Consider the following 14,417-nt stretch of genomic DNA (forward strand, 5'->3'; position numbering starts at 1 on the left):
TTCATTCCCCGCCAAGGGGGTTAAACCCCGCTTGCCGCAATGCAGCGGAGAAAGATCTCCATGCAGGCAGCCGCGTCGTCTTCGGCCCTGTGGGCATCGCCCATGGGTATCTCCAAGTCCCGTGCCAGATCCCCAAGCTTGTAAGTCCTCCGCCCTGGGAATGTTTCCCTTGAAAAAACCAGGGTGTCCAGAACGCGGTTGGGGAGGCTGGAGAACGGGGGAGTCCAGGCCCTTTTTTCTTTCAGTTTCGCGTTGATGAACCCGCAGTCAAACGGCGCGTTATGGGCAATGAGGATGGTGTTTTTGATGAACCGGATAAAATCGGGAAGAACCTCGTCCAGCATCGGCTGGTCTTTGAGCATGCTGTCGGTGATATTGTTCACCTTGCCCGCTTCGGGGGGCATGGGGATGCCTGGATTTATCAGGGTTGAAAAGCGGGCAATCAGCCCCCGGCGGTCGAATTTGACCGCCCCTATCTCGACAATCTGGTCTTTTTGGGCATCCAGGCCCGTGGTTTCAAGGTCAAAAGCGGCAAACACCCCGTTTTCGGCGTATAGTGCCCTTGCGTCATCATAAGTTCCCATTATTCGCCAATCACCGCCCTGATGTCTTTTTTGATAGCCCCCAGCTTCTTCCCGGCCTCCGCCTTGGCAGCCGCCAGGCTTTCGTTGCCGAGTTCAGTGCAGCAGGTGGCGTAAAATTTGATCTTGGGTTCAGTCCCCGAAGGTCGGGCGCTTACCACGGTGCCATCCTTTAGGTAGAATTGGAGCACATCGCTGGGGGCCAAACCGTCCGCGCCGTTTTTAATGTCCCTGACCCGGACTATGTCTATGCCCCCCAGGGTTTTTGGGGGATTTTTGCGGTATTCTTCCATAATGCCCTGCATGATGGCCGGCCCTTCGGGACCCTGGAAGTACTTGGAGATGCCCATTTCTTCCCAATAGCCGCAGATTTTATAGAGATCCTCCAGGCGGTCCAAAAGGCCCTTGCCCTTGCTCCTCCAGTAGAGGGTCATTTCCGCCATCAGGGCGGCAGCCGACACCCCGTCCTTGTCCCTGACTTCGTTTTCCACCAGGTAGCCGTAGCTTTCTTCGGTGCCGAAAACCACGGAAGCCGATTTGTCGGCCTCGCATTTTGCCATCATGTCGGCTATCCATTTAAAGCCCGTAAGGCACTCGAAGCACTGTGCGCCGTAGTATTCGGCCACCCGCTTCTGCATGCCTGTGGTCACGATGGAATTGATCATCGCGGGGTTGGGGGGCGTTTTCCCAGTCTCTTTTAAGGAAAGGAAGATATAATCCGCAAAAAGCACGCCCATCTGGTTTCCGGTGACCAGGGTGAAATTCCCCTTGCCGTCGTTGATAGCTGTACCGAAACGATCCGCGTCCGGGTCTGTCGCCATGACCACATCGGCGTTTTCTTTCTTGCCCAGCTGTATTGCCATTTCCAGGGCCGCCGCTTCCTCGGGATTGGGGAAGGCCACAGTGGGGAAATCCCCGTTCCCCTCCCGCTGTTCGGGCACCGTGATCACCTTGAGCCCCAGGCTGCCCAGGACGGTTTCCACATGGAAGGCCCCGGTACCATGAAGGGGAGTGTAGACTATCTTTACCTTCCCCGCGCTGGCCTTTATAAGGTCCGGCCTGAAGAGGCGGCTGCGGACCATGTCCTGGTAAGGCGCATCAATCTCTTTATCAATTATTTGAAGAAGTCCCCGGGAAAGGGCTTCCTGTTTATCCATCTCTTTGATTTCTTTAACGTTGTTGACTTCGTCAATAATCCCCACATCGTGGGGAGGAATCACCTGGGCGCCGTCGTTCCAGTAGGCTTTGTAGCCGTTGTACTGGGGAGGGTTATGGCTGGCAGTCACCACAATGCCCGTGTCGCAGCCCAGGCGGCGTATGGCATAGGAAAGTTCCGGCGTGGGCCTGAGGCTCGAAAAGAGGTAGGTCTTGATGCCGTTGGCCGCAAAGATGAGGGCCGAGGCTTCCGCAAATTCCACCGAATAGTGGCGGCTGTCAAAAGCGATCACCGCCTTGAGGCCCGCGCCGTCCTTCTGCTTCCCGGCGGCTGCCTTTTCGGGACAGGCCTTGATGAGGTAGGCCGCCAGCCCCTGGGTGGCGCTTTTTACCACCAGGGTATTCATGCGGTTGTACCCGCCCCCAATGACGCCCCGCAAGCCGCCGGTACCGAATTCAAGGTTCCGGTAAAAGCGATCCTCAAGCTCCTTGAAATCGCCGTCGGCCAGCAGCTTTTCAACCTGGCCTTTGAAGTTCGCGTCTTTTTCCCTGGCTATATAATCCTTTGCACGGACAGCAATCTCAGCTTTTTCCATAAAATCCCCTTTTGAGCTTTTACCCAGCCGCTTTCAGTATAGATATCCGGCAAAGATGAGGCAAGTGTTGGTTCACGTGCGGGCCTTGAATAATTTCCCGCTTTTTTGCTATTATTCCTTAATTATCTCATGGAGGCTTTATGACTATAGTAGATATGTTGGAACAGAGCGGGGTTTTGACCCTCCTTGGAATGGGAATAGTATTTTCATTTTTGGTCATCCTGATTGTTGCCGTGTCGCTTGTGGGTAAATTGATCCATGCAATAGGCGCAGATAAGGACGTGAATGCGCCCTCAGCAGGGACCGGGTACAGCCCAAGCAGCGCCGTAAAGACCACAGCTGTGGCAGCTGCAATTACTGCGGCAGTAACTGAATATCAAGCAACTCACGAGTGAACGGTCCGGAGTTTCCTTCGGAAACCTTGTTTTTGTTAATAAACTATATTAGGAGTATATATGCCCAAAGTTAAACTTACAGATTTAGTGCTTCGGGATGCACATCAGTCACTGCATGCTACCCGTATGACAACAGCGGACATGCTTCCGGCCTGTCCGAAACTCGATAAAATCGGTTACTGGGCTCTGGAAGCCTGGGGCGGGGCCACTTTCGACTCCTGCATCCGCTTTTTAAATGAAGATCCCTGGGAGCGCCTGCGCAAACTCCACGCGGCTCTGCCCAATACGCCGATTATGATGCTGCTGCGGGGCCAGAACCTGCTGGGCTACCGGCACTATGCGGACGATGTGGTGGATAAGTTCGTTGAGAAGGCCGCCCAGACCGGCGTCGGCGTTTTCCGTATTTTTGACGCCTGCAACGATCCCCGCAACCTCAAGAGGGCGGCGGATGCGGCGAAAAAAACCGGCAAACATGTCCAGATGGCTATTTCCTACGCCACAACTCCCTACCATACCAAAGAAATTTATGCGGATCTTGCAAAACGGTACGCCGAATTCGGCGCTGACTCAATCTGCATAAAGGATATGTCCGGTCTTTTAAAGCCTTACGAAGCTTATGAACTGGTTAAGGCGATCAAGGCCAAGGTCAGTATCCCCGTAGAGATCCATACCCACGCAACCACGGGCCTTTCGGTTGCGACTCTGGCAAAATCGGCCGAAGCGGGCGCGGAAATCCTCGACACGGCGATTTCGTCCATGGCTATGGGCACCAGCCACAGCCCTACCGAAACCATTGTCGAAGCTTTCAAAGGCACGGAATTTGAAACCGGCCTTGATATCAACGCCCTTCTCGACATTGCCGTTTACTTCCGCGATGTACGCAAGAAGTACGCAAAGTTTGAGTCCAGCTTCCTCGGCGCCGATACCCGTATCCTGGTTTCCCAGGTGCCCGGTGGCATGCTTTCCAACCTGGAAAACCAGCTGAAAGAGCAGAATGCCTCGGACAAAATTGATGCGGTACTCAAGGAAATCGCCATTGTTCAGAAAGACTGCGGTTATATTCCCCTTGTTACCCCCACAAGCCAGATTGTTGGTACCCAGGCGGTGTTCAATGTCCTCTTCGGACGCTACAAGAACCTCACCTCCGAAACTGCCGACCTGGTAACCGGCCGTTACGGCGCTCTTGCGGCCCCGGCTAACCCTGAACTGGTAAAACTGGCCCTGGCCAAGAACAACTACGACGATGTTCTTACTGTACGGCCTGCCGACAAGATCACCAACGAATACGCCAAAATGTCCGACGAAGCAAAAGCTGCGGGCGCTGTAACCGAAGAGGATGTCCTGACCTATGCGATGTTCCCCAAGGTTGCTCCGAAATTTTTCAAAGAACGTTCCAAAGGGCCGGTGGATTCCGCCTCTTTCGCCGTTCCTGCCGCCTCAGCTTCTGCAAAGGCCGCTCCCGGCGAAGCTGCCAAATACTCGGTCAACGTGGACGGAACCAACTACAACGTAGTGGTCGCCCCGGCCGGTTCAGTGGCTATTGCCCCGGCAGCAGGCGGAGCCTCGGTGGCTCCTGCGGCTGCCGCTCCTTCAGTGGGCAGCGTAACTATCCCCGCCCCTGTGGCAGGGACGGTAATCCGCTATGCAGTGGATAACGGCGCTGAAGTTAAACCCGGCGACACGGTACTCATCATTGAGTCCATGAAAATGGAACTTGAGATCAAGGCCACTGATAAGGGCAAAGTTCACTTCCTGGTTGCCGCCGGAACCCAGGTTGCTTCCCAGCAGCCCGTAGCCGAAATCGGCGGGGTGGTCAGCGCAGCTCCTGCAGCAGCAGCGGCCCCTGCGCCCGCCGCAGCCCCGGCTGCCGCTCCCGCAGCATCGGCCCCCTCGGGCGGCGTGGTAATTCCCGCCCCTGTGGCAGGCACCATCATCCGCTATGCGGTGAACGAAGGCGCTTCGGTTAAGTCCGGCGACAATGTGATCATCATCGAATCCATGAAAATGGAACTTGAGATCAAGGCTACCTCAGCCGGAAGTGTTCACTTCCTGGTTCCCACGGGAACCCAGGTTGCATCCCAGCAGCCCATTGCGGAAATTAAATAAGGATATATCATGTTAGAACTTAAAAAGAACCCAATGGTGGTTTTCAAAATCTGTCTGGCCCTCGTGGTTGGGCTTTTCCTCTTTACCGCCATAAACGCTTCCTTTAATCCCCGGGTTCAGGCTGCGGGTAATTCCGAACAGATAGCTGATTCAAGTTCGGAACTGCCGTCTTTCAGGAACCTGAACGGGATAATCCCCAACAGCAAGGATATTCCCCCGGTTACTTTGGGCAGTTTCCTCAAAAATATTGTGGAAGGTACCAGCATCTACGCATTTATCAACAATGCGGCGGTAAAGGAAACTCCCTCAGGTATTCCCATCACCGTATTCGGCTGGCAGGAACTCCTCATGATAGCCGTCGGCTTCCTGGTTATTTACCTGGGGGCGGCCAAGAATTTTGAGCCCATACTCCTCATACCCATAGGCTTCGGGATTGTGTTTGTGAACGTCCCCTTTGCCGGCATGGGCGAGGGCGAAGGTTTCCTTAACATCATCTACCATGCAGGGGTCGGCAACGAGCTGTTTCCCCTGATGATATTTATCGGTATAGGGGCCATGACCGACTTCGGCCCCCTAATTGCCAACCCCAAGACCGCTATCCTCGGCGCTGCGGCTCAGTTCGGCGTTTTTGGAACCCTCTTTTTTATATCCGTTGCCAACTATCTCCCCGGGGTTGCCTTTAACCTTAAAGAAGCTTGCGCAGTGGCGATCATCGGAGGCGCCGACGGCCCCACCACGATCTACATTGCCGCCAAGCTTGCCCCCCATCTCCTTGCGACAGTGGCGGTAGCGGCCTATTCCTATATGGCCCTGGTGCCCCTTATTCAGCCCCCCATCATGAGGGCCCTTACCACCAAGAAGGAACGGCTTATCAAAATGAAGCAGATGAGGCCCGTATCCAAAACGGAGAAAATATTTTTCCCCCTGGTGGTATTTTCCCTGGCTTTGCTTCTGATCCCTTCGGCCGCTCCCCTCATCGGCTGTCTCATGTTCGGCAACTTCATCAGGGAAATCGGCGTGGTGGACAGGCTTTCCAAAACTGCCCAGAATGAATTGATGAATATCGTATCCATGTTCCTCTCCCTGGGCGTCGGAAGCCAGATGACTCCCGAGAAGTTCCTTAACCCCTCGTCCCTCATCATTGTGGTGATGGGTCTTGTTGCCTTTTCCGTTGCTACCGCTTCGGGACTTTTGATTGCAAAGCTGATGAACGTGTTCCTCAAAGAAAAGATCAATCCCCTTATCGGGTCCGCCGGTGTGTCCGCGGTTCCCATGGCCGCCCGTGTTTCCAACAAGGTGGGCCTGGAGGAAGATCCCAGCAATTTTATCCTGATGCACGCCATGGGCCCCAATGTGGCCGGCGTTATCGGCACTGCTATTGCGGCTGGCGTTATGATCGCTGTGTATGGCGGCTGATCATTGCATGGGCATCTGATTTAGTAAGGCATCAAGGGGCAGCTACCGCAATGAAGGTAGGTGCCCCTTTCTATTTAAAAAGGAGCGGACTTCGTGGCGGACGAGTATAAACCCAGCTCTGCAAGAATGGCGGAACTGCTTAAGGGCGAAAAATACCTGCGGCTGCTGCTCGAAAGCAGCCCTGAAATTATACTTCTGCTGGATGAGAATGGCCGTATTGCCTACTGTACTGACGCGTTGTTGCGTCTGGCAGGTATCTCCGGTTTTGCGGAAATCAGCGGCAAGCCCTTTCAGCATCTGTACAGGATGTTTGGGGACGAGGAATTTGTCCGGCAGGCTGTCCTCCGCTTTGAGAAGGTCAAGGTTGGGCACAAAACCGTGGCGAAGGATATCAGCATCGACTTTTCCGGCAAGGGCGAAAACCGTATGTACACAGTGCAGACCGCTCCCATGCTGGATGAAAATGGCAGCTTTGACGGCGTGTTGGCCATGTACTACGATACCACGGATTTGCGCAATGCTGAGGCTGATCTGCGCACCCATATACTCCTGGACGCAACGCCCCTTGCCAGCACTTTTTGGGATGATACCGGAAATATGCTGGACTGCAACGAAGAAGCCCTGCGCATGTTCGGTGTCTCAAATAAATCTGAATATTTAAACCATTTGCTGGATTTAAGCCCTGAATATCAGCCCGATGGTTCCCTGAGCCGGGTGAAAATGGCTGCCCAGGACAAAGAAGTCATGGAAAGCGGCTATCTGCGGACGGAGTGGATGCACCGTACCCTCTCCGGCGAACCCCTCCCGGTGGAGGTGACACTGGTACGGGTGCCCTGGAAAGACAGCTACGGCCTTGCTACCTATTGCCGGGATTTGCGGAAAATCAAAGCCACAGAGCAAAAGGTCAGGGATGCGGACGAGCGGAGCCGGGAGTTGGAAATCCAGACCCGGGCTGCCCAGGTGGCTTCCAAGGCAAAGAGCCAATTTCTCGCTTCCATGAGCCACGAGATACGCACACCCATGAACGCCATCATCGGCATGAGCGATTTAATGCCGACAGAAAACCTTGACAAGACCCAGATTGGCTATCTGGACGACATAAAAAAAATGTCCCGGGCCCTGCTGCATATCATCAATGACATTCTGGATTTTTCAAAAATCGAAGCAGGAAAAATGGAGCTTGTCCCGGTGCATTACAACCTTATGGAACTGTACGACAATATCTGCTCCATGGGCCGTTTTTTGGCAGAGAGCAAGGAATTGGAATTCCGCTGTTCATTTGACCCGGATGTGCCCCATGTGATTTTCGGTGATGATACCCGGCTCAGGCAGATAATTACCAATCTTGTAAATAATGCCATTAAATATACCCGCAAAGGTTTTGTGGAGTTTCAGGTGCAATTGACCGCCAAGGGCGGCAGCAACCGCCTGGCCTTTCTTGTGCGGGATTCGGGCATAGGCATCAAGGAGGAGAATTTTTCCAGGCTGTTCAAGTCTTTCGAGCAGGTGGACATGGAGAAGAACCGGGGCATCGTCGGCACAGGGCTGGGGCTTTCCATCACCCGTAACCTGGTGTCCCTGATGGAGGGGGAAATCACTGTGGAGAGCGAATATGGGAAAGGCTCCGTGTTCACCGTGCTGCTTCCCTTTGTGGAAGGGGACTCCGGGAAAATTGAAAACCCAGGGATCGCTGCTTTTTCCATTGAGGCGAAAGGCGCCCGGGTGCTGGTTGTGGATGACAACAAAATCAACCTCAAAGTCGCAGTGGCTTATCTTACCCGGCATAACATCCAGGCAGATACGGCCGCGGGCGGAGCGGCAGCCATAGAAATGCTCATGGCCCAGCCCTACGATCTTGTGTTCATGGATCACATGATGCCGGATATGGACGGCGTGGAAGCGTCTCGCCTCATCCGCGCCATGGGCGGGTTTTTTGCAACCCTGCCGATTATTGCGCTAAGCGCCAATGCCGTTGCAGGGGCCCGTGCTTTTTTTATTGACGCAGGCATGAACGACTTCATCTCCAAGCCCATTGATCCTGGGGCCCTCAACGCTATGCTGCTCAAATGGCTGCCGCCGGAAAAAGTAAGTGTTACGGAAAAGCCTGTGGAGAAGAAAATCGAGGCTCAAAACGATGCAGTGCTGGACATAAAGGCAGGGCTTCACTATGCTGAAGATGAATCTGTTTACTGCCAGCTCCTGGCGGATTTTAAGGCAGGCCATGACAAGGACGATGAAAAAATCGCAGCTTTGCTTGAAGCCGGGGACTTTGCGTCAGCCCATCGGGTGGCGCACACCCTGAAAAGCACAGCGGCTTTTATCGGAGCTGAACGGCTTCGGAAAACCGCTGCCGCTGTGGAGGCGGAACTTGCAGAGGGGAGCCACAAACGGGCTGCCGTGCTTTTGGATGCGCTGCGAACGGAATTTTCTGCCTTGCGGGCGGAGCTGCGAGCCCATGAATCGGATTGCCCGCCGCCGGTCCCGGAGCGGGAAGCGGGGAAACTGAACAAGCTGGCTGCCCTTGATTTGGCGGAACGCCTTGCGCCGCTTTTGGAGGCGGGAAATGCCGGCAGCCTTGGCCTGATTGGGGAAATCAAGGAAACCCTTGCGCCCCTGGGACCGCAAGCCTTCCGGCTTGCAGAGCAAATGGAGGATTTCTCCTTTGCCGATGCACTGGATACCCTGGACAGCCTCAAACAAGCTGTGCTGAGCCGGGGCGAGATATAAGGGGGATGAGGGTATGGAATCCAGCAAGAAGTACAGCGTGTTGATTGTGGACGATGAAAAGTCGGATCTGATGCTGCTCAACCGGGTTTTGTCGCCGGAGTATACGGTTTTCACGGCGAAATCCGGCACAGAGGCCCTGAGCCGCACGGAGCGTGACAAGCCTGATCTCATCCTGCTGGATATTATAATGCCCGACATAAGCGGCTTTGATGTGCTTGTGCAGCTTAAAGAGGCCCCTGCTACCCGCAATATCCCTGTCATCATTATTACCGGGCTGACCAGCGAGGATGACGAGGAAAAGGGCTTGTTTTTGGGCGCGGTGGATTATATCGCCAAGCCTTTTAAAAACGCCATTGTCCGGGCCAGGGTGAGCACGCACCTGCAAATCCTCCACCATATTCGTACCATTGAACATCTGGGGCTCATTGACCCCCTGACAGACATCCCCAACCGGCGGAGTTTTGACGACCGCATGGCCATGGAATGGCGCAGGGCCATACGGGAAAAGCTGCCCATCTCCTTTTTAATGATGGATGTGGATAAATTCAAAACCTATAACGATACCTATGGGCATCCCCAGGGGGATGTTTTATTGCAGACCCTTGCCCGCATATTCGCGGGGGCTGCCCGCCGCCCCTCGGATTTGGCTGCCCGTCTGGGGGGCGAAGAATTCGGCGTGCTGCTGTCAAACACCAGCGCGGAAAACGCCAAAGCCATTGCGGAAAGAATTCGCGCGGAGGTGGAGGCTATGCGTGTACCTACAGTAGATGGCAAAACCATTACCACTGCCACCATTAGTATTGGGGCAACTACCTGTTTCCCCGCGGACGGCGATAATTCCAAAGATTTTATCTCCAAGGCTGACGAGAATTTATACAGCGCCAAGACCAACGGGCGGAACCGGGTTGTTGGTGATTGATAATTGCAGGCCCATTGTGCCTTTTCTCTTGTTGTCTCTTATCCTCCTGGCAAGCCCTGCCTTTGCCCAGGATAATCCGGGCAGTGAAAAAACCCCTGGCGATTCCCTGGTGATAAAGTTTGCTGTCATGGGTCCGGGGGATGAACTTTACTTTTGGTGGGGCCACATAGGCATCATCATAGAAGATTATAAGACCAACCGGTCGCGCTTTTACGACTGGGGGGTATTCTCCTTTGAGAACACCAACTTCTATTCCAATTTCGCCATGGGCCGCCTTATCTATGCCTGCGCTGCTTCTTCGCCAAGCTGGAATTTGCAGAACTATATAGAGAACAACAGGGATATTACTATCTATACCCTGGATCTTCCAGCGGATAAAAAAGAGCAAGTCCGCGAATTTGCCGAGTGGAGCATACTCCCGGAAAACAAGGATTATTTCTACCACCACTTTAAGGATAACTGCGCAACCCGGGTGCGGGATATTTTTGACATGGCTACTGACGGCGCTTTCAAAGCCCGTTATGGCGATGCACCGGGGCGTTACACATTGCGCCAGCACGTGAGGCGTCATACCTGGTTTAATCCTTTCTTTGACTGGTTCCTTAATTTTTTGATGGGCAGGAATATAGACCAGCCCATGACCATTTGGGAAGAAATGTTCCTACCTGCCGAGATTGGGGCGCATGCAGCGGAATTTTCCTACACCGGCTCTGACGGCATAGAGCGCAAATTTGTCAGCTCCGTAGAGAAGCTCAATACCGCCGTGGGCCGCCCCGCAGTGCTGGATGTGCCCAGGCTTCAATGGCCCCGGGAACTTGTTTTCGGCTGTGTCCTGGCCCTTGTCCTGGGGGTTCTCCTCTTTTTCAAAAACCGGGAGAATCAGGTTGCGTCAATAATCTGGACTGGCCTGCAGGGAGCATTGGGACTCTTTTTTGGCATTTCAGGGCTGGTGCTTTTTTTTATGACCTTCTTCACCAATCATGATTATACCTTTCACAACCTCAACGTCCTTTATATCAACCCCTTGCTCATTGCGGCTGTGGTCTTTGGGGTGCTATGCATTAAGGCGTCTGACGATCTGGAAAAGCACAAGTGGAATATAGCGATCAAGGCGGTTTGGTCCTATGTTTTTGTTTTTGGGATTGTCGTCTTATTGCTCAGGCTTATACCCGGCCTCCGCCAGATGAACCTTGTTACCCTGGCCATGGTTCTGCCCTTTGCAGCGGTCCTTAGTTTCCTGCCTGACCTCCTGGTGCATATACGCAGGGAATACCTCTGGCGCTGGCTCAACTAAGGGCTTCAATGCATGGCCGAATTACGCAAACCTGACTGGATACGGGTGCGCCTGCCTGCTGGGGATACCTGGCGCTCGGTGCGGCAAAGCCTGGAAAAGCATCGCCTCCGCACAGTCTGCGACGAGGCTCAATGCCCCAATAAGGGGGAGTGCTGGGGCCAGGGTACTGCCACCTTTATGATCATGGGTGAGGACTGCACCCGGTCCTGCCGTTTCTGCGCGGTAAAGACGGCAAAAGAAGGGAATCCTCTCAGGCCCGATGAAGGAGAGGCCCTTGCCGCATCAGCAAAAGAATTAAGCCTCAAATACCTGGTGCTTACTTCTGTGGATAGGGACGATTTGGCCGACCGGGGCTCGGGGCATTTCGTCTCCTGCATTAAAACAATTAAAGAAGAAATCCCCGGCATTAAAATAGAGGTCCTCATCCCCGATTATAACGAGGCTGAACTCGCCGCTATTGCCCTGTTTCCTCCGGATGTGCTGGCCCATAATGTGGAGACTGTGCGTTCCCTTCAGCACATCAGGGATGTCAGGGCCGGTTTTGACAAAAGCCTTGAAACCCTGAAGGCAGCTAAACGTTTAGGTTTTAGCCTTACCAAGTCAAGCCTGCTTATGGGGCTTGGTGAAAAACCTGAAGAGGTTTTTTCCGCCATGGACGAATTGCGGGAAGCCGGGGTGGATATTCTGGTCATGGGCCAATACTTGAGGCCATCTCCCAAACAGATACCGGTAATTGAGTATGTTAGCCCTGAGCAGTTTGCCCTTTATGCTGAAGAAGCCCTGAAACGCGGGTTTAAATCGGTGGTTTCTTCTCCCCTTGCACGGACAAGTTACCATGCCAGGGAAGCTCATGAAAGTTGAAGCCCTGGGCAAACCTCCAGGCTGCAAGCTTATCAGAATAAGCGCCGAAGTTTCCGGCGGGCTTATCAATTCCATAGAGATACGGGGTGATTTTTTTGCCAGCCCCGAAGAATCTTTTGAAGAAGTTGAAAAGGCTTTATCCGGAACAGCGGTACACGATCTTGCCCCTGCATTTGATACCCTCCTCACTGAAAAAGGCATAGAAAGTTTTGGTGTTTCAGGCAGGGGCCTCGCGGAAGTGCTGTCTCAGGCGCTGGCGGCAAAAGAAAGCTCCCCTGAAGCTCAGGATGAAAAAAATGGCTGAACATGTTTTTCCCTGGCGGCTGCTCCGGTCGAATTACCATAATGCCTTTTACAATATGGGGCTGGACGAAGCGCTTTTGGAATCTGTCTCCCAGGGGAATTCCCTTCCGGTACTCAGATTGTACGGCTGGGAGCCTTCCGCAGTTTCTCTGGGCTATTTTCAGGGTTTTGAAGAGGAAGTGGATGCCGAAGCCTGCGCGCGCCTTGGCGTTGATATTGTCAGGCGTATTTCCGGGGGCGGCGCAGTGTTCCACGACAAGGAAATTACCTATAGTCTCATCCTGCCTCTGGATCATCCCCTGGCAGGGAATTCAATTTTGGAATCCTATAAGAAGCTTTGCGGGGGCATAGTCGCTGGTCTCGGCCTTTTGGGGATAGAGGCAGCTTTTGTCCCCATTAATGATATACTTGCAGGAGGCCGTAAGGTTTCGGGCAATGCCCAGACCAGGCGGCAGGGATGCGTGCTCCAGCATGGGACAATACTTCTGGATATGGATGGGGAGCGCATGTTCTCCCTCCTCAAGGTTCCCCAGGAGAAGATGAAAGGCAAGCTCATCCAGGATGTCAAAGCCAGGGTCACGGGCCTTTATGCCCTTTTGGAGAGGGAAATTTCTTTTAATGAAGCCGCCGGGGCCCTGGCCGGGGGGTTCAAAAAAAGCCTTAATCTGGAATACGCTTCTGCTGAAGATGTCCCTACCTGTGAAGAGGAACAGAGGGCATTGAGCCTGGCAGAAGAAAAATTCGCCTCCCCCGAGTGGCTGCGCCGCCGCTGACGCCTGTTGCTGGATGCGCTCATTTTCATTATACTAGGATCATGTACCGCAGATTCATTCTTTTATGTATTTGCTTTCTTCCCTTTTCCCTGCTTCACGCCCAGGAGAATCCTGCCCCTTTGCAGGAAGATGAAATTTCTGCCTTCCCCCTGGCTCTGATTCTCGAAACCTCAAAAACCGGCGCTTCAGGTTCATTCTGGCGTCCCAATTGGCCTCCTGAGCTGTCCCCCGATGCATTCAGGGCGCAAGGCGCGTCCATGAGCGGAATTTCCTTTACCCTTGGGGATGTCCAATATAAAGCCCGATGGAATGACGAAGGATTTGTCACTGATTTCCCCTGTTTTCTTGAGGACGGATTGGTCCAGGTGTCTATCAAATACAATGCCCCCCGGATAAAGGAAATCACCCTTGCTTTTCAAAACGGGGACTCAGCCAAAGAGCCGGCGGAGCTGGAAGTCATGGAATACGACGGTGATGCCCCTTCCCTTGTCAGGGTGAATCAGGGGGGCCTGTACTCCTTTGTCCTCATGCGTTGGGGGGTAAGTCTTATTTCCGAAGCCTGGTTTGACCAGGATGGGAACGCCCTGGCGGGTTATGAATACCAGGTTTCGACAGAGCCTTTTTCACGAATCAGGAGCTATGAGCGTATGTCGGATCAGGGCAGCGAAGAGACCATCATTGATTATGACAGCCGTTCCCTGGTTACAGGGATCAGCGGCGCAGGGGGGAATTTCTCGGTTCATTATTTCCACGGCGATCTCCCCCGCTACTGGGAGCTTGAGCCTGCAGGATCGGCTGCAAGCCATTATTCCCTCCAGTGGGACGAAAGCGGTTTTCTGGTGAGGCTTTCGGGCGCTGTGGATGGCGAAGGCGAGGTCGTGGACAGCCGTTACGAGTATGACTTTGACTCCCAAGGCAACTGGATTGCCAGGCGGGAAATCAAAATGGTTCGCCGTTTCGGCTTGTTGAGCCCTGTCCGGGGCTCTGTAACGAGCCGTATACTTGAATACAAGGATGGCGAATGAGCGAATCGGTTGAATGGCGGGACATCCTGTACGATAAGACTCTTGAGCAGGAGCTTACCGGTTTAAAGCGCCGCCGTGAATCCGATCCTCTCTGCAGGGTAGAGGATATTGAAGGGGTGCTTCAGCACCTCTATATCATGGATGGCGCCGACTGGTACGGCCGGGGCTGTGTGCAGGATATTACCATGGCGGCGACTATAGCCGCCTATGAACATTATATTGCCGAATGGAAGCTGGAAAACCAAACGGCAGCAAGGAGTTCTTGA

13 protein-coding genes are annotated in these 14,417 nt (G+C 53.7%); 11 read left to right on the top strand and 2 right to left on the bottom strand.

The features are described 5' to 3' along the window. Positions 1-20: 20 nt before the first annotated feature. Together TREAZ_RS06570 and TREAZ_RS06575 are read right to left on the bottom strand one after the other, a co-directional pair. Entirely contained in the window at positions 21-584 is a 564-nt protein-coding gene (locus TREAZ_RS06570) for a 3'-5' exonuclease (RefSeq protein ID WP_015711043.1), read from the bottom strand. Continuing rightward, on the bottom strand, positions 584-2,332 hold the full coding sequence (locus tag TREAZ_RS06575; RefSeq protein WP_015711044.1) for a phospho-sugar mutase: 1,749 nt from the start codon (positions 2,330-2,332) through the stop codon (positions 584-586). The genes TREAZ_RS06570 and TREAZ_RS06575 overlap by 1 nt, the downstream gene beginning before the upstream one ends. A gap of 140 nt (positions 2,333-2,472) precedes the next feature. Between TREAZ_RS06575 and TREAZ_RS06580 the strand changes: the two genes are divergently transcribed. The 11 genes from TREAZ_RS06580 to TREAZ_RS06630 all read left to right on the top strand — a co-directional run bounded on the left by TREAZ_RS06580 (position 2,473) and on the right by TREAZ_RS06630 (position 14,417). Further along, positions 2,473-2,727 (top strand): OadG family protein, encoded by a 255-nt coding sequence (locus TREAZ_RS06580; RefSeq protein WP_015711045.1) that lies wholly within the window; start codon positions 2,473-2,475, stop codon positions 2,725-2,727. Positions 2,728-2,787: 60 nt separating this feature from the next. Beyond that, positions 2,788-4,833, top strand: a complete 2,046-nt coding sequence (gene oadA, locus TREAZ_RS06585) for a sodium-extruding oxaloacetate decarboxylase subunit alpha (RefSeq protein WP_015711046.1) — start codon at positions 2,788-2,790, stop codon at positions 4,831-4,833. Between the two features lie 9 nt (positions 4,834-4,842). After that, a complete protein-coding gene (locus tag TREAZ_RS06590; RefSeq protein ID WP_015711047.1) occupies positions 4,843-6,249 on the top strand; it encodes a sodium ion-translocating decarboxylase subunit beta in 1,407 nt (468 codons plus the stop codon). A 93-nt stretch (positions 6,250-6,342) separates the two neighbouring features. Beyond that, a complete protein-coding gene (locus tag TREAZ_RS06595; RefSeq protein ID WP_015711048.1) occupies positions 6,343-8,976 on the top strand; it encodes an ATP-binding protein in 2,634 nt (877 codons plus the stop codon). Between the two features lie 13 nt (positions 8,977-8,989). Then, entirely contained in the window at positions 8,990-9,895 is a 906-nt protein-coding gene (locus TREAZ_RS06600; RefSeq protein ID WP_015711049.1) for a GGDEF domain-containing response regulator, read from the top strand. Further along, positions 9,888-11,189 (top strand): lipoprotein N-acyltransferase Lnb domain-containing protein, encoded by a 1,302-nt coding sequence (locus TREAZ_RS06605; RefSeq protein WP_015711050.1) that lies wholly within the window; start codon positions 9,888-9,890, stop codon positions 11,187-11,189. Before TREAZ_RS06600 ends, TREAZ_RS06605 begins: the two co-directional genes overlap by 8 nt. Before the next feature lie 12 nt (positions 11,190-11,201). After that, entirely contained in the window at positions 11,202-12,050 is an 849-nt protein-coding gene (lipA, locus tag TREAZ_RS06610; RefSeq protein ID WP_015711051.1) for a lipoyl synthase, read from the top strand. Further along, complete coding sequence (locus tag TREAZ_RS06615; RefSeq protein WP_083820260.1) at positions 12,040-12,354, top strand: lipoate protein ligase C-terminal domain-containing protein; 315 nt, start codon at positions 12,040-12,042, stop codon at positions 12,352-12,354. The genes lipA and TREAZ_RS06615 overlap by 11 nt, the downstream gene beginning before the upstream one ends. Next, positions 12,347-13,126, top strand: coding sequence for a lipoate--protein ligase family protein (locus TREAZ_RS06620; protein WP_015711052.1), 780 nt, complete (start codon positions 12,347-12,349; stop codon positions 13,124-13,126). Before TREAZ_RS06615 ends, TREAZ_RS06620 begins: the two co-directional genes overlap by 8 nt. Before the next feature lie 41 nt (positions 13,127-13,167). Further along, positions 13,168-14,151, top strand: a complete 984-nt coding sequence (locus TREAZ_RS06625) for a hypothetical protein (protein ID WP_015711053.1) — start codon at positions 13,168-13,170, stop codon at positions 14,149-14,151. After that, positions 14,148-14,417: a hypothetical protein gene (locus tag TREAZ_RS06630; RefSeq protein WP_015711054.1), complete on the top strand. Its 270-nt coding sequence runs from the start codon at positions 14,148-14,150 to the stop codon at positions 14,415-14,417. The genes TREAZ_RS06625 and TREAZ_RS06630 overlap by 4 nt, the downstream gene beginning before the upstream one ends.

Origin of the sequence: Leadbettera azotonutricia ZAS-9 (assembly GCF_000214355.1) — a bacterium.
Classification (GTDB): Bacteria; Spirochaetota; Spirochaetia; order Treponematales; family Breznakiellaceae; genus Leadbettera; species Leadbettera azotonutricia.

Bases quoted from the DNA above. Each gene is read 5' to 3' on its own strand.
- TREAZ_RS06570 (WP_015711043.1), bottom strand. From the start codon at position 584: ATGGGAACTTATGATGACGCAAGGGCACTATACGCCGAAAACGGGGTG.
- TREAZ_RS06575 (WP_015711044.1), bottom strand. From the start codon at position 2,332: ATGGAAAAAGCTGAGATTGCTGTCCGTGCAAAGGATTATATAGCCAGG.
- TREAZ_RS06580 (WP_015711045.1), top strand. From the start codon at position 2,473: ATGACTATAGTAGATATGTTGGAACAGAGCGGGGTTTTGACCCTCCTT.
- oadA (WP_015711046.1), top strand. From the start codon at position 2,788: ATGCCCAAAGTTAAACTTACAGATTTAGTGCTTCGGGATGCACATCAG.
- TREAZ_RS06590 (WP_015711047.1), top strand. From the start codon at position 4,843: ATGTTAGAACTTAAAAAGAACCCAATGGTGGTTTTCAAAATCTGTCTG.
- TREAZ_RS06600 (WP_015711049.1), top strand. From the start codon at position 8,990: ATGGAATCCAGCAAGAAGTACAGCGTGTTGATTGTGGACGATGAAAAG.
- lipA (WP_015711051.1), top strand. From the start codon at position 11,202: ATGGCCGAATTACGCAAACCTGACTGGATACGGGTGCGCCTGCCTGCT.
- TREAZ_RS06615 (WP_083820260.1), top strand. From the start codon at position 12,040: ATGAAAGTTGAAGCCCTGGGCAAACCTCCAGGCTGCAAGCTTATCAGA.
- TREAZ_RS06620 (WP_015711052.1), top strand. From the start codon at position 12,347: ATGGCTGAACATGTTTTTCCCTGGCGGCTGCTCCGGTCGAATTACCAT.
- TREAZ_RS06625 (WP_015711053.1), top strand. From the start codon at position 13,168: ATGTACCGCAGATTCATTCTTTTATGTATTTGCTTTCTTCCCTTTTCC.
- TREAZ_RS06630 (WP_015711054.1), top strand. From the start codon at position 14,148: ATGAGCGAATCGGTTGAATGGCGGGACATCCTGTACGATAAGACTCTT.